Annotated in this window: 20 protein-coding genes; 15 read left to right on the forward strand and 5 right to left on the reverse strand. The window is 62.5% G+C overall.

Annotated features, from left to right (window positions below):
• Positions 1-79: 79 nt before the first annotated feature.
• The 3 genes from JG746_RS35790 (at position 80) to JG746_RS35800 (ending at position 4,592) form a co-directional block, all read left to right on the forward strand.
• Positions 80-2,461 (forward strand): pyruvate dehydrogenase (acetyl-transferring), homodimeric type, encoded by a 2,382-nt coding sequence (locus tag JG746_RS35790; protein WP_199200735.1) that lies wholly within the window; start codon positions 80-82, stop codon positions 2,459-2,461.
• 125 nt (positions 2,462-2,586) lie between these two features.
• Positions 2,587-3,525 carry a GHMP family kinase ATP-binding protein gene (locus JG746_RS35795; RefSeq protein WP_244731078.1) on the forward strand — a complete coding sequence of 313 codons (939 nt, stop codon included), beginning with the start codon at positions 2,587-2,589 and terminating at the stop codon, positions 3,523-3,525.
• Positions 3,519-4,592 carry a PLP-dependent cysteine synthase family protein gene (locus JG746_RS35800; RefSeq protein WP_064982056.1) on the forward strand — a complete coding sequence of 358 codons (1,074 nt, stop codon included), beginning with the start codon at positions 3,519-3,521 and terminating at the stop codon, positions 4,590-4,592. Before JG746_RS35795 ends, JG746_RS35800 begins: the two co-directional genes overlap by 7 nt.
• Here the strand turns inward: JG746_RS35800 and JG746_RS35805 are convergent.
• Entirely contained in the window at positions 4,587-5,849 is a 1,263-nt protein-coding gene (locus tag JG746_RS35805; protein ID WP_199200737.1) for a threonine synthase, read from the reverse strand. The two genes, JG746_RS35800 and JG746_RS35805, sit on opposite strands and share 6 nt — an antisense overlap.
• Before the next feature lie 202 nt (positions 5,850-6,051).
• On the opposite strand from JG746_RS35805, the gene JG746_RS35810 reads away from it, so the two are divergent.
• From JG746_RS35810 to JG746_RS35820, 3 genes are all read left to right on the forward strand, one after another.
• Entirely contained in the window at positions 6,052-6,318 is a 267-nt protein-coding gene (locus JG746_RS35810) for a helix-turn-helix domain-containing protein (protein WP_019863732.1), read from the forward strand.
• Between the two features lie 166 nt (positions 6,319-6,484).
• Positions 6,485-7,213 (forward strand): LuxR family transcriptional regulator, encoded by a 729-nt coding sequence (locus JG746_RS35815; RefSeq protein ID WP_199200738.1) that lies wholly within the window; start codon positions 6,485-6,487, stop codon positions 7,211-7,213.
• 66 nt (positions 7,214-7,279) lie between these two features.
• Entirely contained in the window at positions 7,280-7,894 is a 615-nt protein-coding gene (locus JG746_RS35820) for an acyl-homoserine-lactone synthase (protein WP_199200739.1), read from the forward strand.
• 317 nt (positions 7,895-8,211) lie between these two features.
• Here the strand turns inward: JG746_RS35820 and JG746_RS35825 are convergent, their stop codons facing one another.
• Positions 8,212-8,913 carry a hypothetical protein gene (locus JG746_RS35825; RefSeq protein ID WP_244731079.1) on the reverse strand — a complete coding sequence of 234 codons (702 nt, stop codon included), beginning with the start codon at positions 8,911-8,913 and terminating at the stop codon, positions 8,212-8,214.
• Between the two features lie 169 nt (positions 8,914-9,082).
• Here JG746_RS35825 and JG746_RS35830 point away from each other — a divergent pair, with 169 nt between their 5' ends.
• The gene (locus tag JG746_RS35830) at positions 9,083-9,721 is read left to right on the forward strand and encodes a TetR/AcrR family transcriptional regulator (protein WP_199200741.1); all 639 of its coding nucleotides are present in this window, start codon (positions 9,083-9,085) and stop codon (positions 9,719-9,721) included.
• 210 nt (positions 9,722-9,931) lie between these two features.
• Positions 9,932-10,630, forward strand: coding sequence for a winged helix-turn-helix transcriptional regulator (locus tag JG746_RS35835; protein WP_199200824.1), 699 nt, complete (start codon positions 9,932-9,934; stop codon positions 10,628-10,630).
• Between the two features lie 74 nt (positions 10,631-10,704).
• Here the strand turns inward: JG746_RS35835 and JG746_RS35840 are convergent, their stop codons facing one another.
• Genes JG746_RS35840 through JG746_RS35850 form a run of 3 tightly spaced genes read right to left on the reverse strand, consistent with a single transcriptional unit; the run spans position 10,705 to position 12,789 of the window.
• Positions 10,705-11,481: an amino acid ABC transporter ATP-binding protein gene (locus JG746_RS35840; protein WP_199200742.1), complete on the reverse strand. Its 777-nt coding sequence runs from the start codon at positions 11,479-11,481 to the stop codon at positions 10,705-10,707.
• Positions 11,481-12,140 carry an ectoine/hydroxyectoine ABC transporter permease subunit EhuD gene (gene ehuD / locus JG746_RS35845; RefSeq protein ID WP_199200743.1) on the reverse strand — a complete coding sequence of 220 codons (660 nt, stop codon included), beginning with the start codon at positions 12,138-12,140 and terminating at the stop codon, positions 11,481-11,483. The genes JG746_RS35840 and ehuD overlap by 1 nt, the downstream gene beginning before the upstream one ends.
• The gene (locus JG746_RS35850) at positions 12,130-12,789 is read right to left on the reverse strand and encodes an amino acid ABC transporter permease (protein ID WP_199200744.1); all 660 of its coding nucleotides are present in this window, start codon (positions 12,787-12,789) and stop codon (positions 12,130-12,132) included. The genes ehuD and JG746_RS35850 overlap by 11 nt, the downstream gene beginning before the upstream one ends.
• A gap of 389 nt (positions 12,790-13,178) precedes the next feature.
• On the opposite strand from JG746_RS35850, the gene trbB reads away from it, so the two are divergent.
• The 7 genes from trbB to trbL are packed head-to-tail and all read left to right on the forward strand — an operon-like array spanning position 13,179 to position 19,690.
• On the forward strand, positions 13,179-14,162 hold the full coding sequence (gene trbB, locus JG746_RS35855; protein ID WP_199200745.1) for a P-type conjugative transfer ATPase TrbB: 984 nt from the start codon (positions 13,179-13,181) through the stop codon (positions 14,160-14,162).
• Entirely contained in the window at positions 14,159-14,491 is a 333-nt protein-coding gene (locus JG746_RS35860; protein ID WP_199200746.1) for a TrbC/VirB2 family protein, read from the forward strand. Before trbB ends, JG746_RS35860 begins: the two co-directional genes overlap by 4 nt.
• Positions 14,491-14,772 carry a VirB3 family type IV secretion system protein gene (locus tag JG746_RS35865; protein ID WP_199200747.1) on the forward strand — a complete coding sequence of 94 codons (282 nt, stop codon included), beginning with the start codon at positions 14,491-14,493 and terminating at the stop codon, positions 14,770-14,772. Before JG746_RS35860 ends, JG746_RS35865 begins: the two co-directional genes overlap by 1 nt.
• Positions 14,773-14,782: 10 nt before the next feature.
• Entirely contained in the window at positions 14,783-17,233 is a 2,451-nt protein-coding gene (gene trbE, locus JG746_RS35870; RefSeq protein ID WP_199200748.1) for a conjugal transfer protein TrbE, read from the forward strand.
• Complete coding sequence (trbJ, locus tag JG746_RS35875) at positions 17,230-17,988, forward strand: P-type conjugative transfer protein TrbJ (RefSeq protein ID WP_199200749.1); 759 nt, start codon at positions 17,230-17,232, stop codon at positions 17,986-17,988. The genes trbE and trbJ overlap by 4 nt, the downstream gene beginning before the upstream one ends.
• 11 nt (positions 17,989-17,999) lie before the next feature.
• Entirely contained in the window at positions 18,000-18,317 is a 318-nt protein-coding gene (trbK-alt, locus tag JG746_RS35880; RefSeq protein ID WP_199200750.1) for a putative entry exclusion protein TrbK-alt, read from the forward strand.
• A 2-nt stretch (positions 18,318-18,319) separates the two neighbouring features.
• The gene (gene trbL, locus JG746_RS35885; RefSeq protein ID WP_199200751.1) at positions 18,320-19,690 is read left to right on the forward strand and encodes a P-type conjugative transfer protein TrbL; all 1,371 of its coding nucleotides are present in this window, start codon (positions 18,320-18,322) and stop codon (positions 19,688-19,690) included.

The following is a 19,690-nucleotide window of genomic DNA, read 5'->3' on the forward strand; positions in this document are numbered from 1 at the left end:
TGATATGCTTGCGTAAGAATAGCCACTTTTGAGAGACCTTGGCCGCTATCGTTGAGCCGCGATTTTACGGGAGCCCACGATGACGATCCTTTCCGAGCTTGAACGCAAGGTTCTGTGGCTGGCCGTCTGGATGATCCATCATGCCAATCATGTTCGCGGGTCGCAGGACGGCCTCAAGGTCGGCGGCCATCAGGCGTCGTCGGCGTCCGCGTCGACCTTGATGACGGCGCTCTACTTTCAGATCCTCAGGCCTGAAGACCGCGTTGCCGTCAAGCCGCATGCGAGCCCCGTCTTCCATGCCATCCAGTATCTGTTCGGCAGGCAGACGCTCGAGCAGCTGCAGAATTTTCGCGGCTATCGCGGCGCGCAGTCCTACCCGTCACGAACCAAGGATATCGACGATGTCGATTTCTCGACCGGGTCGGTCGGACTGGGCGTGGCGCAGACCTTGTTCTCCTCGCTGGTCCAGGACTATGTCAGGGCCAAAGGCTGGAACGCGGACCAGCCGGAAGGTCGGATGGTAGCCCTTCTCGGCGACGCCGAAATGGATGAAGGCAATATCTTCGAGGCTCTTCTCGAAGGCTGGAAGCACGGCCTGCGAAACACCTGGTGGGTCGTCGACTACAACAGGCAAAGCCTCGATGCGGTGGTGCGCGAAGGCTTGTGGCAGCGCTTCGAATCCATCTTTCGCAACTTCGGCTGGGACGTGGTGATCCTCAAACATGGGACATTGCAACAGGCGGCCTTTGAGGAGGAGGGCGGCGAAAAGCTGCGGTCGTGGATCGATGCATGCCCCAACCAGCTCTATTCGGTGCTGACCTTCCAGGGCGGCGCCGCGTGGCGCCGGCGCCTTCTGGATGACCTGGGGGACCAAGGACCGGTGACCCGCCTGATCGAGAAGCGCAGCGACGAAGACCTTGCCGCCTTGATGGCAAACCTTGGCGGCCACGATCTGGCAAGCATCATCGATGCCTTCGAGCAAGCGCGCGGTCATGATCGTCCGACCTGTTTCATCGCCTATACGATCAAGGGCTTCGGCCTGCCGCTCGCCGGCCACAAAGACAATCACGCGGGATTGATGACGCCAGCGCAGGTCGACGCGCTGCGGCAAGGCATGGGTGTGCGCGAAGGGCATGAATGGGACTTGTTCAAGGGCCTTGCATACGATGAGGCGGCGATCCGGTCCTATCTGGCGTCGTCGCCTTTCGCGCAGGCAGCTACCCGTCGCCATAAAGCTCCAGCCGTGCCCGTGCCGGTGCAGATACCCTGCGGCGCACAGGCCTCCATGTCGACACAACAGGGCTTCGGCCTCTTGATGCACGAGATCGCCAAGTCAGACAGCGATTTTGCCAAGCGTGTCGTGACCACGTCTCCGGACGTCACGGTCTCGACCAATCTCGGCGCCTGGGTGAACAGGCGGGGCCTGTTCGCGCGCGGCGGCCAGGCAGACCTCTTCCGGGAAGAACGCATTCCCTCTGCCTTCAACTGGACGTTTTCGCCGTCAGGACAGCATTTCGAACTGGGCATCTCGGAGATGAACCTCTTCACCATGCTCTCGGCGCTGGGTCTGTCGCACTCGCTTCACGGCGAGCGCCTGCTTCCCGTCGGAACGCTCTACGACCCCTTCATCGAGCGTGGCCTCGATGCGCTCAACTATGCCTGCTATCAGGATGCGCGCTTCATCCTGGCGGCGACGCCTTCTGGCGTGACGCTGGCCCCCGAGGGCGGAGCGCATCAGTCGATCGCCACGCCGCTGATCGGCATGGCGCAGGACGGCCTGGCGACATTCGAGCCGGCCTATGTCGACGAACTGGCAGTCATCCTGCGTTGGGCATTCGCTTACATCCAGCGCTCCGGCGAGGCCGAGCCCGATGACCAGACCTGGCTGCGCGATCAAACGGGAGGTTCGGTCTACCTCAGGCTCTCGACGCGGCTGATCGAGCAGCCGACGCGCCAGACCGGGAATCCCTTGGCGCGCGACATCGTCGATGGCGCTTACTGGTTGCGCAAACCCGGGCCGAATGCCGCTGTGGTGATCGCCTATTCTGGAGCTGTCGCGCCGGAGGCGGTGGAGGCATTGGGGCTGATGGCCGGTGACCGGCGCGATGTCGGGCTTCTTGCCGTCACCTCTGCCGATCGGTTGAATGCCGGCTGGTCGGCCGCGGCGCGGGCGCGGCAATATGGCCATCCGCACGCCACCAGTCATGTCGAGCGCCTGTTGGCCGGCCTCCCGGCCTCATGCGCCATCGTGACGGTGCTGGACGGGCATCCCGCAACGCTCGCCTGGCTCGGTTCCGTATGTGGCCATCGCACGCGCGCCTTGGGCGTAGAGCATTTCGGCCAGACCGGCACGATCGCGGATCTCTATCGGCATTACGGGATCGATGCGCAAGGTATCATGGCCGCCGTGCAATCGGTTTCGGCCGGCCGGCCGCTGCGGCACCTTGGCTCCGCCGCCTGACGATCCGACAGCATCGCCCGCGCGGTTCGCTCTTTCGACAGGGGTGTCAATACCGGAATTCCTTGACGGCGGTTGCCGACCGCCGGTGCCATCTTCCCGCGTTGCGACAAAGCGGGGAGATGAAAATGGCTGAGGCCGGCGATCTCATGAGCCGTGAAGCGTTGCGGTCGCCGGTTGGGACCGCGGTGGCGATTGCGCATCACGGCGAACTCATCCAGGGCGTATTCAAGGATTTTGGCGGGCGCCTTCATCGCGGGCTCGTCACGCTGCCGATTGCGAGCTTGAGATCGGAGGCGCGCTTTGCCAGGAGCGACGACGATGCGGTCGTTGTCCACCCCGATCACAAGGTCAAGGCGTCGGCCGCCGCGCGGCTCACGCTCGATTTCCTGAACGTCACCGGCGGCGGCGAGCTGACGCTTCAAAGCGCAATCCCCGTGGGGCACGGCTACGGCTCATCGACGGCTGACGTTGTCGCTTCCATTCGCGCTGTCGCCGCGGCCGTTGACGTCCAGTTGCGGCCGTCGAGCATCGGGCGTCTGGCCGTGGCTGCCGAGCGCGCCAGCGACGCGATCGCGTTCGATGATCACGCGGTGCTTTTCGCGCAACGCGAAGGCACGGTGATCGAGAATTTCGGAGGCTCGCTGCCGCCGCTGCTTCTGGTCGGCTTCAAGGCAAATGGCGGGGTTCCGGTCGATACATTGCAGCTGCCGCCCGCACGCTACGACAGTGCCGAGATCCAGGAATTCGGCGTGCTGCGGGCGCTGGTGGCGCGGGCGGTTCGCCTTCAAGATCCCTATCTTCTCGGACGCGCCGCCTCGGCCAGTGCGGTGATCAGTCAACGACACTTGCCAAAACAGGGCTTCACCGAGATCGCCGAGATTGCCAGGCGATCCGGGGCGTGCGGGGTGCAGGTCGCCCATAGCGGTTCGTTGTTCGGCCTGATCTTCGATCTTTTCGCATCGAATCTGAAGCGACGGGCGGCCCTGGTTGTGCAGCAGATAAGACGTGCCGGCTTCAAGGATGTCGAAGTCCATCTGGTCAATGCGGAGGGCTGGTCATGGTGACCCTCGACGTGGACTATTTCAGGGATCTTGAGACCCCGCGCCTTGCGCGCCTGGCGCCAAATCTAGTGGCCGCGGCTTTTCCGCTCATGAAGCTGATGCCGGCCCGCTTCATTCTGGATCGGGCAGCGTCGAATGGCGAACTGAAGGCAGGCTCCCACATTGTCGAGACGACATCGGGCACGTTCGGCATGGCGGTCGCGCTGCTGGCGGCGGCGCGTGACTATCGCCTTACACTCGTCACCGCTTCAACGTTGATCGATGCCAAATACAAAGCCCGCCTGGAGCGAATCGGCGCCACGGTCATCGCTCTTGACGATCCGCGCGGCGACGGCAACCAGCCTGGCCGGCTGGAGCGCCTCCAGGAAATCCTGGCCAACGAGCCGGACGGCTTCTGGACCCGCCAATACGACAGTCCGGGTAATTGGCTTGCCTATGCGCGGCTGGCCGAACTTTTCATCCGGGCAATGGGCAAGGTTGACTGCCTGGTCGGCTGCGTCGGTACGGGCGGCTCGCTATGCGGCACTGCGTCCTTTTTGCGAACGGTCTTTCCGCATTTGACGGTGTTTGCCGTCGATACCCATCGCAGCATCCTGTTCGGACAGCCCGTCGGCAAACGCATGCTTCGCGGCCTGGGCAACAGCGTTCTGCCGAAAAATGTCAGGCATGAGCTTGTCGACGAGATCCATTGGGTTGGCGCCTATCCGGCGTATAGGACCGCGCACCGCTTGCTGCGCGAGCACGGCCTCTTCATGGGGCCGACCAGCGGCGCCGCCGCGTTAGTGGCGCATTGGGTTGCAACGACCCTTCCGGATGCGCAAGTGGCGGTCATCATGCCTGACGAAGGCCATCGCCATGCCGAGACTGTCTACAATGATGAATGGCTCAGCGCTCTGCCTGGCTGGCCCTGCAAGGAACCGTCCGAGCCAAGGACGCTGACCACCATTGCACCGGCCGCGGAGACGCAATGGACACGCTTTCTCTGGCTGCGTCGCAGTCTCGACGATGTGCTCAAAACGCGCGAGGCAAGCGACGTGCCACCGGCTGTTGGCGCGGCGGAAAATCTATGAAGCGAGATCCAGCCCGTTTTTGTCGAGCCAGCGCCAGGCATCGTCCGTCGTCTGGAAGATCTGATCGTGTTCGTTCGATCCGGCGGACCGATCGAGGTCCTTGAGACCGCTGGCTGTAACGACGGCCACGACACGGTCTGTGGCTGCGATGACACCTTGGTCCTTCAATGTCGATATCGCCATTAGCGGCGTGACAGACGCCAGTTCGGCAAAGATCCCTTCGTCCCGCGCAAGGCGTTCCTGCATCGCGATCAGGCCGTGATTGTTCACAGGGACGGCGTGCCCGCCGGATTCGCGCAGGGCCTTCAGCGCCTGAAAGGTGCTGCGCGGCGTGCCGATCGATACGGCCAGGCTGTCGAACAGCATCTTGCGTTCACTCAACGCATCGGCGCCGCTGGCCAGAGCGTCCGCCAGCGACCCATGCACCTCCGCCGCGACGAGACGAGGCAGGCGCCCGATCGACCCTTGCGCGAACAGCTCGCAAAAGCCAGCCCACACGCCGGACAAGGCATCGCCATAGCAGACCGGCAGGACGCACCAGTCTGGCGCCGTGCCATCCGATTGCTCGACGATCTCGTAAGCAATCGTCTTGTAGCCCTCGATGCCGAGTGGATGGCTGCCGACGACCGGACCGTGATAGGGCGAGGCGATGAACCAGTCGTAGCGGGCAGCCGCCTGTTCAAGCAGCGACCATCGGTCCATTTTGCTGACCAAGGGCAGGACCGTCGCGCCATATTTCCGGATCTGCGCCAGCATCGCGCCGGCCGATCCCGCAAATGTGGTGACGACGCATTTCAGCCCGGCGCGGGCAGCGTAGGCCGCCAGCGAAGCGCCAGCGTTTCCCGATGAGGCGGTCGCCACGATCTTCGCGCCACGTGCGCGCGCCACGCTGACCGCGATCGTCGAAAAGCGATCCTTGTGCGACCAGGTCGGGTTTCGGCCTTCGTCCTTGATTGCAAGGTCCGGCACGCCGAGAAACGCGCCGATGCGCGGTGCGGCAAGCAAAGGCGTCAGACCCTCGCCGAGGCTCACCGCCTCCGCTTCTGTGCAAGGCAGCATATGCGCGAAACGCCAGAGCGAGCCCGAGGTGGTGGCGCCGGCCAAGGGGTGAGACTGCGGGGCCGCATAGACCGGCCGAAGGTTTGCTGGCGCGGTGTCCTGGCAGCGCGCGCACCCTTTGGAGTCGATGGTGACATCCGCAGGGTAGGGAGTGCTGCATCGGATGCAGACGAACTCCAGGACCCGATTTGTGTCCATGCCGGGTCGGGTTAGCTCGCCTGGGAGGTGCGCCGACAGGTCGTGTGCGAGGTCGCGAAACGGCCGGCTCGTCATGGCTATTCCTTATCCAGGAAACGATGAAATCGCTGGTTGTTTCAAACAGCCAACAGCACCGCTGTCAATGCGGAATGTGCACTATAGTGTGTCGCACCATAGTGCGCGTCGTAGCATCCGTTGTTTGATGAAACTTCGCGGCGTTTTTGGTCTGAACGTGCAGCGGCTTCGGAGAGAGAGGAAACTCTCTCAGGAGCAGTTGTCGTTCGTTTCGGGTCGCACGCGCGCCTATATCAGCAGCGTCGAAGCCGGGAGGCGCAACGCCACGCTGGATACAGTCGAAATTTTGGCCAAGGCATTGAATGTCGAACCGCAAGAGTTGGTTTCAGCAAGCCCGGAAAATAGGCGAGCTAGCCGGGTGACGAAACCGGCCGCTTCCAAGTCGACCGATTGAAGCCAACGTCATCAATGCAGTACTGATCCGGTCTCCACTTATCTCTTCGTTTTGACATGCGATTGACTCCTTCAGTGTACATTCGATCCGCCTCCTATTGAAGATGGCATCAAGACACGCATAGGTTGTTGTGCGGGTAGGGCTTGACTGTAGTCGAGGTCTGCCAATGGAGAACAAAATCGTTTCTGACCTCTTTGCGGCGATCTCGAAGATCGACACCGCGCGGTCGGCCGATGCCATCCTTCAAGCTTTCCGCTCAGCCATGGAGCGCTACGGATTGCGCAATTTTCTGATCACCGGACTGCCTGTGCCGCACGATACGGACTGGCAGCGTGAGATTCTTGCTGATGGCTGGTCTCCTGAATGGCATCGTCGGTATGTCGCCGAGGAGTATTTTTTGCACGATCCTTGTGTCGCCCAGTGCCGGCACTCGCCACAGCCCTTCCGATGGGGCGAGCTGCCGGCCGCAAGGCTGGTTGCACGCGCGAAGCTGGTCATCGACGAGGCGGCCGAGTTCGGGATGAAAGAAGGTATCTGCGTCCCCATTCATGTCCCACTGGCCGGGCCGGGCGTCGTCACGATGGCGAGTGACCGGATGGAGGTTCCGCCAAGCGCCATGCCCCTTATCGAAACACTTTGCGTGCATACCTTTCGCCGCCTCTCAGCGCTGGGAACACCCGGCGATGGCAATGAGCCCACGCCCTTGACGGCGCGCGAGCGCGAACTCCTGGAGTGGAGCGCGCAAGGCAAATCCACCGATGACATCGCTTGTATCCTCGGTGTCACCAGGAACACGGTCGAAAGCCATCAGCGCAACATTCGAGGCAAGCTCGATGCAATCAACGTGGCGCATGCCATTGTCAAGGCGCTGCGACGGCAGGAAATCCAGATTTAGCAATACCTGAATACCGTCATACGTACGGCAAGTCGATTTTCCTACGACCCTCCGCCTGGAGGCGTCATGGTTCGTATGCATCTGGTCACTTGGGATAACAGGAAGCACTACAGGAAAGTTCTGGAGCGCTACTTTCGGATACGGTACGAGATCTACGTGAAGCAGAGACGCTGGCGCGCCGTCGCCCGGCCGATCAACATCGAGATCGATGCCTTCGATAACGAACATACGCTTTATGTCCTGGCGCTTGATACCAATGGCAAGATCGTAGGCGGCTCGCGCCTCGTGCCGACGCTGCAGCCGCATCTCATGAGCGAGGTCTTCCCGGGTCTCGCTGGCGGCAGGCCGCCGAGAGCGGCTGAGATTTTCGAATGGACGCGCTTCTTCGTCGTTCCATCGCTCCGCACGCAGGGTGCCTCATCTCCGGTCGCCGGCTTTGTTCTTTGCGGTCTGCTCGAGGCCGCACAAAGCCTGGGGATTCGACAGATCAGTGTGGTCTGCGAGGCGTTCTGGCCAAAACGGCTGCGTGCGCTTGGCTGGAGGCTGACCGAGCTCGGCGACGTTCTGGAACATCCCGACGGCGACATCATCGCGTTGCTGATCGATGTCACGCCCGAGGCCGTTGAACAGACGCGCCGCGCTTACGGCATCAGCGGCGTCATACTTGCCGACAAGATCTAGAATGATACCCATCCCCAGCTGAAGTTCGCCAGCCGGCGACCGCCAATCGATCGCAAATTGTAGAACTATTCGACGACCATTTTGGGACCGGAAGCGGAGCCGCAGCTTCGAGCTGCAACTCTTCAAGAGCGGACAATTGGCGTGGGCATCGCACTGGCTGGACCTAAAGGGGTGACGTGAGAGCACCCGACAATGGTTAGAGCTTTCAAGTGGCCGGCCAAGTCAGGACCCGGTCATCGCCAGAATGATTCAGATTCGAGTTCGGCCTTCGTCAAGCCAATATCGTTGATCATGTGCGCCTCGATATCGGCGCGAGGTCACAGCGCACCGCGTGTTAAGTGCACATTGGAATCGTCGATGCCGGTCGCGCTTCTCCATAGCCAGCCGGCCAACCAAGCGATAGCTATCGCAAGAACCATTAAGCCAAGGTCGAGAGCCCACTCCGGCACGAACGCACGGAGGGCGATAGGCGCCGCGCCAAGGAGATAGAGCGCCAGTGGAATGCGTGGCACGCTTCTTACAACGACAAGAGAAATTACGAACGCAAACGTCCCAATCAAGAAAAGCAGCGAACTGGCGACTAGCGCGAGTCCCAATGGCCCGGCTCGTAAGTCGATGATGGTTGTCAGCGGAAGTTTCGCAAATACGAGATTGATCACCACTTCCACTCCTTCCAAACTTGCCAATGCAACGAAATTGAGGACAAACGCGATAGTGCCAAGCCGGCCAGCACGCCGTCCAGAAGCAAGAAACAAACCCACGACAAGACCCAGCGCCAATATCTCTGCAAGGGGCGCCAGAAGTTGCGTCAAATCGGTGGTCGGGATGAGCGAGCTGCGCTTAGCCGCGTTGACCAGAAGAATAAGTGCGCTTCCCACTCCGGCGATGGACGCAAGCCGATAAAGCGGAACGTTGGTCACAGCCGCGCTTAAGCTCACCTCCGGCCGAGGTTCTCCGGCTGGGCTGGGGACCGAAATAGACGATTGCGGTGGGTGAGTTTCGGCGTTTCTGGCGAACATGTTCAGCTCCTACATCTGGGAGTTCGGCAACCGCGAAAGTCGCAGGCCTGTTCCGATCCCATTTGTAATCACTGATTACATCCTATCATCTTCGTTGTAAACAGCGATTACATCATGCCCGCATTGGTGATACGCATGCATTGTGCAGTTCAAACGAACGAAGGACGAAATGCCAAAGGACAAGACGCCTAGCCGCACTGGGTACCACCACGGCAATCTGCGGCAGGTGCTAATCGATGCTGCGGTTCAACTGATAGAGAAGGACGGGGCCGAGAATGTCAGCGTGCGCGAAGTCGCCAAGCGAGCGGGCGTTTCCCCCGGTGCACCCTTCCGTCATTTCGCAAGTAAGACCGCATTGATGACGGCTGTCGCGGAGCAGGCAATGAGCCGATTCCGCTCGGAGATTACGAACGCCGTCAAGAATGTCGCTACGGAAGACTCGATTGAACGCTTTGCCGCTGTTGGAATGGCCTATTTGCGCTGGGCACTTCGAAACCCCACCCATTTCCAAATCATCTCCGCTAGGAGTCTCATTGATTGGGATAGTTCGGAGTCGCTGCGTCGCGATAACGAAGCGGTGCGTGCTTTGATGGAAGGGGCGATGGTAGAAGCTCAGCGACGAGACATGCTCCGGTCAAACGACATAGCAGAGACGCAGATCGCCGCGAGGGCGCTGGTCTACGGGCTCGCACGCATGTGCATTGACGGACATTTTGCACAGTGGGGAGTGACGGGAAACACAGCGGAGCGAACTGCGGAGAATGTCTTAGCGCACTTCGTGACACTGGTTAGAAACGACCGGTCTTGATGAACTACCGGGCTAGGACAAATGTCCGAAACGCGGCGCAAGCTGCCGTCCACACTCGCTGCATTCCCACTTATCCATAAGCACCCGAAACTTGGGTAGAGGCACGACTCAGAAAGTTTGAAAGGATTCAAGGAAACCCATGGATATTGTCATCGCGCCCATTTGCGCGGTAGTCAGCCTTATGATGTGTCGAACCCGGTTGACGGACTCATGAAGCCGCTGGTCCTGATCTCCTCGAAGGACCCGGATTTTTTCCTGGTTTTCGGGCACATACTTTCGGTAGCGGGGTTCGAGATTCGCCTGATTTCGGGAGATCGGGAAATCGCACGCGCCATCGAGACGGCAGCCCCGCTTGCCGTGATCATGGACTGCCATCCAGGCGACCGTGCCGTGGTCAAACAGTGTACCTGGCTGAAGTCCAGCGCCGCAACCGAAGGGACGCCGGTCGTGAGCCTGGTTGCCCCGCGTTCGGGCAAGCTGCATCTCGATTTGATCAAGGCTGGAGTCGATGAGATATTTTCCCGGCCGTTCGCCCCCGAACAGCTTCTGGCCTGGCTGCATGGCAAAGCGGGCCTTGCGAAGTTATCGCGCGAAACGGACTCGGGTGAGTTGGTGCAGGGCGATTTCCGGCTGGAGCGGCAGACCCACCGGACATTCTTCAGGCAAAAAGAAATCGTCATGCCACCGATCGAGTTCAAGCTTTTGCGCAGCCTTTTGGGTCAGCCTGGCAAGGTCTTCAGCCGCGAGGAACTTGTCGCGACCGCGTGGCCTGAACATGCCGCCGCAACCGACGTCCGGGGCGTCGACGTCCATATCGCCAGGCTGCGCAAAAGGCTTAGGGCGTCCGTGGGAAGCGATGTGATCCGGACGGTCCGCTCGGCTGGCTACGCGTTCGCGCCGGAGTGGTAGCCTGCTCGGCGATTCCGGCATGTGGCGCGCTTGCGCGCCGACTGCCGGCACGCAGGGTCCATACGCGTCGGCTCTCAATGGCTCAGGATGGGATCCAGGAACAGCCGGGCACGCGGGTGAGCGGCCCGAGAGAAAAAGTCTTTGGACGAGGCATGCTCGACAATGCGCCCTTCGTCCATGAAAACGATCTCATCCGCGACTTCGCGTGCGAAACCCATTTCATGGGTCACGCAGACCATGGTCATGCCGCTGCTCGCGAGCGCGATCATGACGTCGAGGACTTCCTTGATCATTTCCGGGTCGAGCGCCGAGGTGGGTTCGTCGAACAGCATGATGCGGGGATTGAGGCAAAGCGCGCGCGCGATCGCCACCCTTTGTTGTTGGCCGCCCGAGAGCTGGGCCGGGTAGGCCTGCGCCTTTTCTGGAATACGCACTGCTGTTAGATGCTGCATGGCGATCTCTTCGGCCTCCCGTGCTGGTTTTAGGAGAACCCGGCGCAGCGCCAGCGTGCAGTTGGCGAGCACGGTGAGGTGCGGGAACAGGTTGAAGCTCTGAAACACCATGCCTGTCTGCCGGCGCGCCTTCGTGGTATCGCGGCCATCTTTTCTCAGCGTTGCCGCTTCGAACTCGATCGTTCCATTCTGGAAAGGCTCGAGACCGTTGATGCAGCGGATCAAGGTCGACTTGCCGGAGCCGGACGGTCCGCAAACCACGATGCGTGCGCCCGGCCGTACGGATAGATCGATGTTTTTCAAAACGTGCAGGGCGCCGAACCACTTGTTGAGACCGTCGATCCGGACATGAGGGATGGACTGAGCGGCCTCGACTGGATGTGGGGCCTGAGCGAGCATCAGTGGCGTCCAGCTGCGAGCAGGCGCTGCTCGACGCGCTTCACGCCATAAGAGATGAGCAAGGCCAGAGCGAGAAACAGTATGCCGGCAACGGTCAGCGGCTCTGCGTATCGATAGGTTTCAGAAGCAATATCGAAGGCGCGTCCGAGCATTTCGGGCACGGCCAGGATTGCCAGATAGGGCGTCGCCTTGAGGATCGACACAAGATAGTTGCCCAACGGTGCGGCGACGTTGCGCAACATCTGCGGCGCGATGACGAAAACGACCGTGTCGCGGCGTGTGAGCGACAACGCTCTGGCTGCTTCCTGCTGGCCTTTCGGGATCGCGTCGATGCCCGCTTTGAACACCTCCGCCAGATAGCCGCTGTAATACAGGCTCAGCCCCACTATGCCGACCGTCATGGCGCCAAGCCGGATCCCGTAGAAGGGCAGGACGAAATACAGGAAATAGAGCCAGGCCAGAACCGGCGTCGAGCGGATGAAGTCGATCAGGAAGCGGACGGCGAGGCCAGTCGCACCGCCCCCGCGGCGGATCATTTCGAAAGTGAAACCAAGCACTGAGGCGCCGAGGCAACTCAAGACGGTTGCGAGCAGGGTCGTTCCGATCGCTCCGATGATCGTTGGGACGGTCGATAGGGCGAAATCGAGGTTAAATCCCACGCGGCGTTCCTCTTCCGGGGTTGACCCGCGCCTCGAGCCAGCGGCCGGCAAGTGCGATCGGATAACAGACGACGAAGAAGGCCAGCAGCAGCGCCGAATAGATCGCGACGGGGTCGTAGTCGGTCTGCGCGATTTCCTTGGCGCGGAAGGTCATGTCCGTCAGCGTGACCAGCGAGACGAGGGACGTCGCCTTGACGAGCTGGATAAGGTTGTTGACGAAGGTCGGGCTCATCGCTACCAGCGCCTGCGGCAGCTCGATCAGGAGCAGGATCGCCGGGCGCGAAAGGCCGAGCGCCATGCCCGCCTCGCGTTGGCCGGCGGGCAGGGACTGCAGCCCGGCGCGAACCGCCTGGCTGGCATAGCCGCCGGTGTTGAGACCGAGCACCAATGCACTGACGGTCAGCGCCGACAGAGTGACCCCCATCACCGGCAGCACGTAGTAAAAGAAGAAGAGCAGGACGACGACCGCTGAGCTGCGCCAGAATTCGATCACGGCGGTAACCAGAAAGCGCGTCATGCCGGTGGCCAGAAACTGCGCGACGCCGAAGACGAGCGCGAAGGGGACTGCAAAGACCAGGCCATAGGCCGTGACCTGTGCGGTGATACCCAGCCCTCGCAGAATGCCCAGCCAGATGTGGAGCATGTTCATGGGGTCCCACCACTCTTCGTCGAGGCGGGCGGCGACGATGTCAGTATCGTGTCGGCGTGCTTGAGGAGGGCGGTTTTGCGCCGAGAAATCGCGCCCTCCGGACCGGACCTCATGACATCCTCCGCGCAGTGGAAAGAACGATGCCTGTAGGAGCAGGCCATCGGTGGCTCTCTCATAAGCCCGGCCGGAGTCGACTGTCAATAAACATGTATAAATTATTGCGAAAGTTTACATTATGGCGCAACGGCCGTCGCCGCCGCCGTTGGCCGGTAATTGCACGCTACGCTACGATGACGGCTGAAACCCGTTGAATCGAATCGCTTCCGGGCTCTTTTGATCGTCCCCGACCGGGCGTTGTTTGACGCGTTCCCGGCTCAGACGGGGACAGGATGGCTATCTCGCAAAACGATACCGAGGGACTCGCGCGCAGCTCGCGCATGCTGCGCACCGCGCTCGGACCGGCCATCGCCCGGTTTCTCGACGATCCCGCGATCGTTGAAATCATGCTGAACCCGGATGGCCGTATCTGGGTGGACCGGCTTTCGGAAGGTTTGGCCGATACAGGGGAAATGCTGGCGCCTGCCGCTGGCGAGCGGATTGTGCGCCTGGTTGCCCATCATGTCGGCGCCGAGGTCCATTCCCGTTCCCCGCGCGTCTCGGCCGAATTGCCGCAAACCGGCGAGCGTTTCGAGGGCTTGTTGCCGCCCGTCGTCGCAGCACCCGCCTTCGCCATCCGCAAGCCCGCCGTCGCCGTGTTCACGCTCGATGACTACGTCGCGGCAGGCATAATGTCCGCCGGTCAGGCCGCGATCTTGCGCGCCGCGGTTGCCGGGCGCGCCAACATCCTTGTTGCCGGCGGCACATCGACTGGCAAGACCACCCTCACCAACGCGCTGCTCGCCGAAGTGGCGAAAGGGATGGATCGGGTCGTCATCATCGAGGACACAAGCGAACTGCAGTGCGCCGCGCCCAACCTTGTCGCAATGCGCACCAAGGATGGCGTCGCCACGCTCGCCGACCTGGTTCGCTCATCTTTGCGCCTGCGGCCCGACCGCATCCCCATTGGCGAGGTGCGCGGCGCCGAAGCCCTGGATCTGTTGAAGGCATGGGGCACCGGGCACCCTGGCGGCATCGGCACCCTTCATGCGGGCTCCGGCATGGGCGCGCTGCGCCGTCTTGAGCAGCTTATCCAGGAAGCCGTCGTCGCCGTCCCGCGTGCGCTGATCGCCGACACGATCGGCCTCGTCGCCGTCCTGTCCGGACGTGGCGCCGCACGACGGCTTGTCGAACTCGTCCGGGTCGAGGGTCTCGGCCCTGACGGCGATTATCGCATTGCAGAAGCCACACCGATCAATCCAGGAGAAACCTCATGATCAGCCTCCTTGCACGCTGCCACCGCCACCTGGCCGCGGGGGCCACCGCCCTTGCCGTCAATCTTCTGGTCGCGTCGAGCGCCCATGCGTCAGGCTCCTCGATGCCGTGGGAACAGCCGCTCGAAAAGATCCTTCAGTCGGTCGAGGGACCGGTCTCCAAGATCATGGCCGTCATCATCATCATCGTCACCGGCCTGACGCTGGCCTTCGGCGACAGTTCGGGCGGCTTCAGGCGGCTCATCCAGATCGTTTTTGGCCTTTCGATCGCCTTTGCGGCGTCGAGTTTCTTCCTGTCGTTCTTCTCGTTCGGAGGCGGAGCGTTGATCTGATGACAGCCGCTCTTGAACAACTCGACGCGGTGCCGGGGTGGATGGTGCCCGTCCACCGGGCGCTGACCGAGCAGATCCTGCTTGGGGGCGCCCCGCGCGGGATCGCGATCCTCAATGGCACGCTGGCAGGCGCCGTCGGTCTTGGGCTGCGGCTCTGGCTGGTCGGCCTCCTCATCTGGGCAATGGGACATCTCATGGCCGTATGGGCCGCCAGGCGCGATCCGCTGTTTTTCGAGGTTGGGCGCCGGCACCTGCGGCTCCCTGGGCATCTGTCGGTTTGAGGGCGGCGCCATGATGAGCCTTGCCGAATACCGCCGCACCGCCGCTCGCCTTGCCGACTATCTGCCCTGGGCAGCGCTCGTCGCGCCGGGCGTCGTGCTCAACAAGGACGGCAGTTTTCAGCGCACCGCGCGGTTTCGCGGACCCGATCTCGACTCCGCCGTCGCAGCCGAGCTTGTTGCGGTGGCATCGCGCATCAACAATGCCTTTCGTCGCCTTGGCTCGGGCTGGAGCATCTTCGTTGAAGCGCAGCGGCACGAAGCGGCTCCTTATCCCGAAAGCAAGTTTCCCAATGCGGCCTCCAGCCTGCTCGATGCCGAGCGCAAAGCTGATTTCGACGAGGAGGGGGTTCATTTCGTATCGAGCTACTTTCTCACATTTCTGTTTTTGCCAGCGCCCGAAGACGCCACACGCGCCGAGGGGTGGCTTTATGAGGGTCGCGACCAGTCGGACGCGGATCCGGGCGAGATCGTGCGCGCCTTCGTCGACCGGACAGAGCGCGTGCTGTCCCTGCTCGACGGGTTCATGCCGGAATGCCATTGGCTCGATGACGGCGAAACGCTGACCTACCTGCATTCGACGATCTCGACCAAATGCCATAAGGTGCGCGTCCCCGAGACGCCGATCTATCTCGATGCGCTGCTGGCCGATGAACCGCTCGCCGGCGGGCTCGAGCCTCGACTTCGCGACAAGCATCTACGCGTGCTCTCGATTGTCGGCTTCCCGACCGCCACGACACCCGGCCTGCTTGATGACCTCAATCGGCTGGCCTTCCCCTACCGCTGGTCGACCCGCGCGATCCTGCTCGACAAGGTCGACGCTGTCCGCCTGTTGACCAGGATAAGGCGGCAATGGTTTGCGAAGCGCAAGAGCATCGCCTCGATCCTCAAGGAGGTGATGACCAACGAAGCGTCAGCCCTCCTCGACACCGACGCCGCCAACAAGGCGGCCGACGCCGACACGGCGTTGCAGGAGCTCGGCGCCGACATGGCCGGCATGGCCTATGTCACCGCGACCGTCGCCATATGGGATAGCGACCCGCGCGTGGCCGACGAGAAATTGCGGCTTGTCGAGAAGGTCATCCAGGGCCGCGACTTCACGGCGATTGCCGAGACCGTCAACGCCGTCGACGCCTGGCTCGGTTCCTTGCCCGGGCACGCCTATGCCAATGTCCGTCAGCCTCCCATCTCAACGCTCAATCTCGCCCACATGATGCCCCTTTCCGCCGTGTGGGCGGGGCCGGAACGGGACGAGCATCTGGTCAGTCCTCCCTTGCTTTACGGCAAGACCGAAGGCTCGACCCCGTTCCGGTTGGTCCTTCATGTCGGCGATGTCGGTCATACGCTGGTCGTCGGCCCCACTGGCGCTGGCAAGTCGGTGCTGCTCGCGCTGATGGCGCTCCAGTTCTGCCGCTACCGCGACGCTCAGATCTTCGCCTTCGACTTCGGCGGCTCTATCCGCGCCGCTGCGCTCGCCATGGGTGGCGACTGGCACGATCTCGGGGGGCACCTCACCGAAGGCGTGGACGCCTCCGTTTCGCTTCAGCCGCTCGCCCGGGTTCATGACACATGCGAGCGCGCCTGGGCGGCTGACTGGATCGTCGCGATCCTGATGCGCGAGGGCATCCAGATCACCCCGGACGCAAAGGAGCATATCTGGGCCGCGCTGACGTCGCTTGCCTCGGCTCCCGTCGAGGAACGCACAATCACCGGGCTCAGTGTGCTCTTGCAAGCCAATGACCTGAAACAGGCATTGCGCCCGTACTGTGTCGGAGGCGCTCACGGCCGATTGCTCGATGCCGAGGCCGAACACCTCGGCCAGGCATCCGTGCAGGCCTTCGAGATCGAAGGACTGGTGGGCACGCAAGCCGCGCCGGCTGTCCTGTCCTATCTGTTCCACCGCATCGGCGATCGGCTCGACGGGCGTCCAACGCTGCTGATCATCGACGAAGGCTGGCTTGCCCTCGACGACGAGGGGTTTGCCGGGCAGTTGCGCGAGTGGCTGAAGACCCTGCGCAAGAAGAACGCCAGCGTCGTCTTCGCCACCCAGTCACTTGCCGATATCGACAATTCGACGATTGCGCCGGCGATCATCGAAAGCTGTCCAACTCGGCTGCTGTTGCCCAATGAGCGCGCGGTTGAGCCGCAGATCACCGCCATCTATCGGCGCTTCGGCCTGAACGACCGCCAGATCGAAATCCTGGCACGAGCGACACCCAAGCGCGATTACTACTGCCAGTCCCGCCGCGGCAACCGTCTCTTCGAGCTTGGCCTGTCCGAGGTCGGGCTGGCACTTTGCGCCGCGTCCTCGAAGAGCGATCAGACCCTGATCGGCAGCATCATCGCCGAGCATGGCCGCCACGGCTTCCTAGCGGCCTGGCTGCGTGCCCGTGACGTCGGCTGGGCCGCCGACCTCATTCCCGACCTGACCCTTGCCGAACCTGAAAAGGATCCGCAACCATGACTGTTCATCAAAGCCGCCCACGCGCCATCTTTCTGGTCGCGGCGATGCTCGCCGCGCCGGCCGCCATCTCACCGATGATGACTGCGCCAGCTTATGCCCTCATCGTGTTTGATCCATCGAACTATTCCCAGAATGTTCTGACGGCCGCGCGTTCGCTGCAGCAGATCACAAACCAGATCACCTCGCTGCAGAACCAGGCCCAGATGCTGATCAACCAGGCGCGCAACTTGGCGAGCCTGCCTTTATCCTCGCTACAGCAACTGCAACAGTCAGTGCAACGCACGCAACAGCTTCTCGGCCAAGCACAAAACATCGCCTTCGACGTCCAGCAGGTCGACAAGGCCTTCCAGCAGCAATACGGCAGCGTCTCGCTCTCTGCTTCCGACCAGCAGCTCGTCACGGACGCGCGCTCGCGCTGGCAAAACACGGTGGGCGGCCTTCAGGACGCCATGCGCGTCCAGGCCGGTGTGGTTGGAAACATCGAGACCGGCCGGGCGCAGATGTCGGCGCTGGTCGGCGCCAGCCAATCGGCGACCGGAGCGCTGCAGGCGACGCAAGCTGGCAATCAGCTTCTCGCGCTCCAGGGCCAGCAGCTCGCGGATCTGACCGCTGTGGTCGCTGCCAACGGCCGCGCACAGGCTCTGACTGAGGCCGAACGGGCTGCCGCGGTCGATCAGGGACGCGAGCAGCGGCGCCGCTTCCTGGCGCCAGGCTCCGGCTACGAGGCCGGCTCGGTCCAGATGTTCAACCGCTGAGGTCGATGGCCATGGACGGCAAAACGCTCGCTCGCACGGTGGCTGTCATCTTTGTCGCGGCCGCCGTCACGGCGGCCGCGCTCGGTATGAGCCGGAAGGAGAACAAGCAGGCGGGCGAGGGCGCGCACACAAGCGCAGGCTTCATGCCGAACCCGCTTCACGACGGTCTGCGCCGCTGCCAGGTCCTCGGCGAGGCTGCGCTGCGTGACGATGGATGTGCGCGGCTGTGGGCCAAACAGCGCGATCGCTTCCTCGGTCTCAACGAGCCATCGGGGCGTTCGATAGGCGAGCCGGACGCGCCAGATGCTGCCCTGCACGAGGCCCGATAGACATGGGCAATACCGGTGTCATCGACCAATTCCTGGCCACTTTCACCCGCTACATCGACAGCGGTTTCGGCTTGCTCGGCGGCGAGGTCGCCTTCGTCGCCACCACGCTGATTGTCATCGACGTGACGCTCGCCGCGCTCTTCTGGAGCTGGGGCGCTGATGACGACATTCTTGCGCGGCTCGTCAAGAAGACGCTCTTCGTCGGTGTCTTCGCCTATCTGATATCCAACTGGAACGGTCTCGCTCAAATCGTATTCGAGAGTTTCTCCGGTCTTGGTCTGAAGGCGAGTGGAACCGGTTTCTCGGCACAGGACCTGCTGCACCCCGGCAAGGTGGCGCAAACCGGTCTCGATGCGGGACGACCATTGCTTGAGGCGATCTCCGGTTTGATGGGCTACGTCTCCTTCTTTGAAAACTTCATCCAGATCGCTTGCCTGCTCTTTGCCTGGGCGCTTGTCCTGCTCGCCTTCTTCATCTTGGCGGTCCAGCTCTTTGTGACGCTGATCGAGTTCAAGCTGGCGACGCTGGCCGGCTTCGTGCTGATCCCCTTCGGCCTCTTCGGCAAGACTGCCTTCATGGCCGAGCGCGTGCTCGGCAATGTCATCTCGTCCGGCATCAAGGTTCTGGTGCTTGCCGTCGTCATCGGCATCGGATCGACGCTGTTCGGTGAATTCACCCAAGGCTTCGGCGGTGAGAGCCCCACCATCGACCAGGCCATGGCGATCGTATTGGCGGCGCTGTCGCTGCTTGGCCTCGGCATCTTCGGTCCCGGCATCGCCAACGGCCTCGTCGCGGGTGGACCGCAGCTTGGGGCCGGCGCGGCCGTTGGCACTGGCCTTGCCGCGGGCGGCATGGCCGTTGGGGGCCATGGCGCAGCCGGCCTGGCGGCGCGAGGTGGGACAGCCGCAGTCGCGGGCGCAATGTCAGCCGCGCGTGGCGTCACGTCACTCGCTGGCGGCGCCTCGGCCGCTTATACGCTTGGCGCCGCCGGCCAGGCTGGCGCGGCAGGCATCGCCTCCGGTTTGGGCGGCATTGCGCGTGCTGGCGCTGCGGCAGCCTCTTCCCCCCTCAGGCGCGCCGCCGCAAATACAGGTCAATCGCTCAAGTCCAGCTTCGCCTCCGGCGCCAGTTCGGCCGCTGAAATCACTGGCGGTTCGTCGACCATGGGAACGATCGGTGGTGCCGCGGTGTCAACTGATGCTCCTGCGTCGGGCGCGGGCAAGCCATCGAGCGCTCAAGGGCAGCCGGAATGGGCCAGACGCTTGCAGCGCTCCCAACGCCTCTCTCATGGCGCCCAGACCGCCGCCCACGCGGTACGCGCCGGCGACAGCCATGGCGGCGGAGCTTCGATTTCTCTTTCTGAAGGCGAATGA

This window comes from Mesorhizobium sp. 113-3-3 (assembly GCF_016756495.1).
Lineage (GTDB): Bacteria > Pseudomonadota > Alphaproteobacteria > Rhizobiales > Rhizobiaceae > Mesorhizobium.

Bases quoted from the DNA above. Each gene is read 5' to 3' on its own strand.
- JG746_RS35820 (WP_199200739.1), top strand. From the start codon at position 7,280: ATGGTTCGTATGCATCTGGTCACTTGGGATAACAGGAAGCACTACAGG.
- trbK-alt (WP_199200750.1), top strand. From the start codon at position 18,000: ATGGACGGCAAAACGCTCGCTCGCACGGTGGCTGTCATCTTTGTCGCG.
- JG746_RS35810 (WP_019863732.1), top strand. From the start codon at position 6,052: ATGAAACTTCGCGGCGTTTTTGGTCTGAACGTGCAGCGGCTTCGGAGA.
- JG746_RS35815 (WP_199200738.1), top strand. From the start codon at position 6,485: ATGGAGAACAAAATCGTTTCTGACCTCTTTGCGGCGATCTCGAAGATC.
- JG746_RS35840 (WP_199200742.1), bottom strand. From the start codon at position 11,481: ATGCTCGCTCAGGCCCCACATCCAGTCGAGGCCGCTCAGTCCATCCCT.
- trbJ (WP_199200749.1), top strand. From the start codon at position 17,230: ATGACTGTTCATCAAAGCCGCCCACGCGCCATCTTTCTGGTCGCGGCG.
- trbE (WP_199200748.1), top strand. From the start codon at position 14,783: ATGATGAGCCTTGCCGAATACCGCCGCACCGCCGCTCGCCTTGCCGAC.
- JG746_RS35860 (WP_199200746.1), top strand. From the start codon at position 14,159: ATGATCAGCCTCCTTGCACGCTGCCACCGCCACCTGGCCGCGGGGGCC.
- JG746_RS35825 (WP_244731079.1), bottom strand. From the start codon at position 8,913: ATGTTCGCCAGAAACGCCGAAACTCACCCACCGCAATCGTCTATTTCG.
- JG746_RS35800 (WP_064982056.1), top strand. From the start codon at position 3,519: ATGGTGACCCTCGACGTGGACTATTTCAGGGATCTTGAGACCCCGCGC.
- JG746_RS35835 (WP_199200824.1), top strand. From the start codon at position 9,932: ATGAAGCCGCTGGTCCTGATCTCCTCGAAGGACCCGGATTTTTTCCTG.
- trbB (WP_199200745.1), top strand. From the start codon at position 13,179: ATGGCTATCTCGCAAAACGATACCGAGGGACTCGCGCGCAGCTCGCGC.
- JG746_RS35805 (WP_199200737.1), bottom strand. From the start codon at position 5,849: ATGGACACAAATCGGGTCCTGGAGTTCGTCTGCATCCGATGCAGCACT.
- JG746_RS35850 (WP_199200744.1), bottom strand. From the start codon at position 12,789: ATGAACATGCTCCACATCTGGCTGGGCATTCTGCGAGGGCTGGGTATC.
- JG746_RS35790 (WP_199200735.1), top strand. From the start codon at position 80: ATGACGATCCTTTCCGAGCTTGAACGCAAGGTTCTGTGGCTGGCCGTC.
- trbL (WP_199200751.1), top strand. From the start codon at position 18,320: ATGGGCAATACCGGTGTCATCGACCAATTCCTGGCCACTTTCACCCGC.
- JG746_RS35795 (WP_244731078.1), top strand. From the start codon at position 2,587: ATGGCTGAGGCCGGCGATCTCATGAGCCGTGAAGCGTTGCGGTCGCCG.
- JG746_RS35830 (WP_199200741.1), top strand. From the start codon at position 9,083: ATGCCAAAGGACAAGACGCCTAGCCGCACTGGGTACCACCACGGCAAT.
- JG746_RS35865 (WP_199200747.1), top strand. From the start codon at position 14,491: ATGACAGCCGCTCTTGAACAACTCGACGCGGTGCCGGGGTGGATGGTG.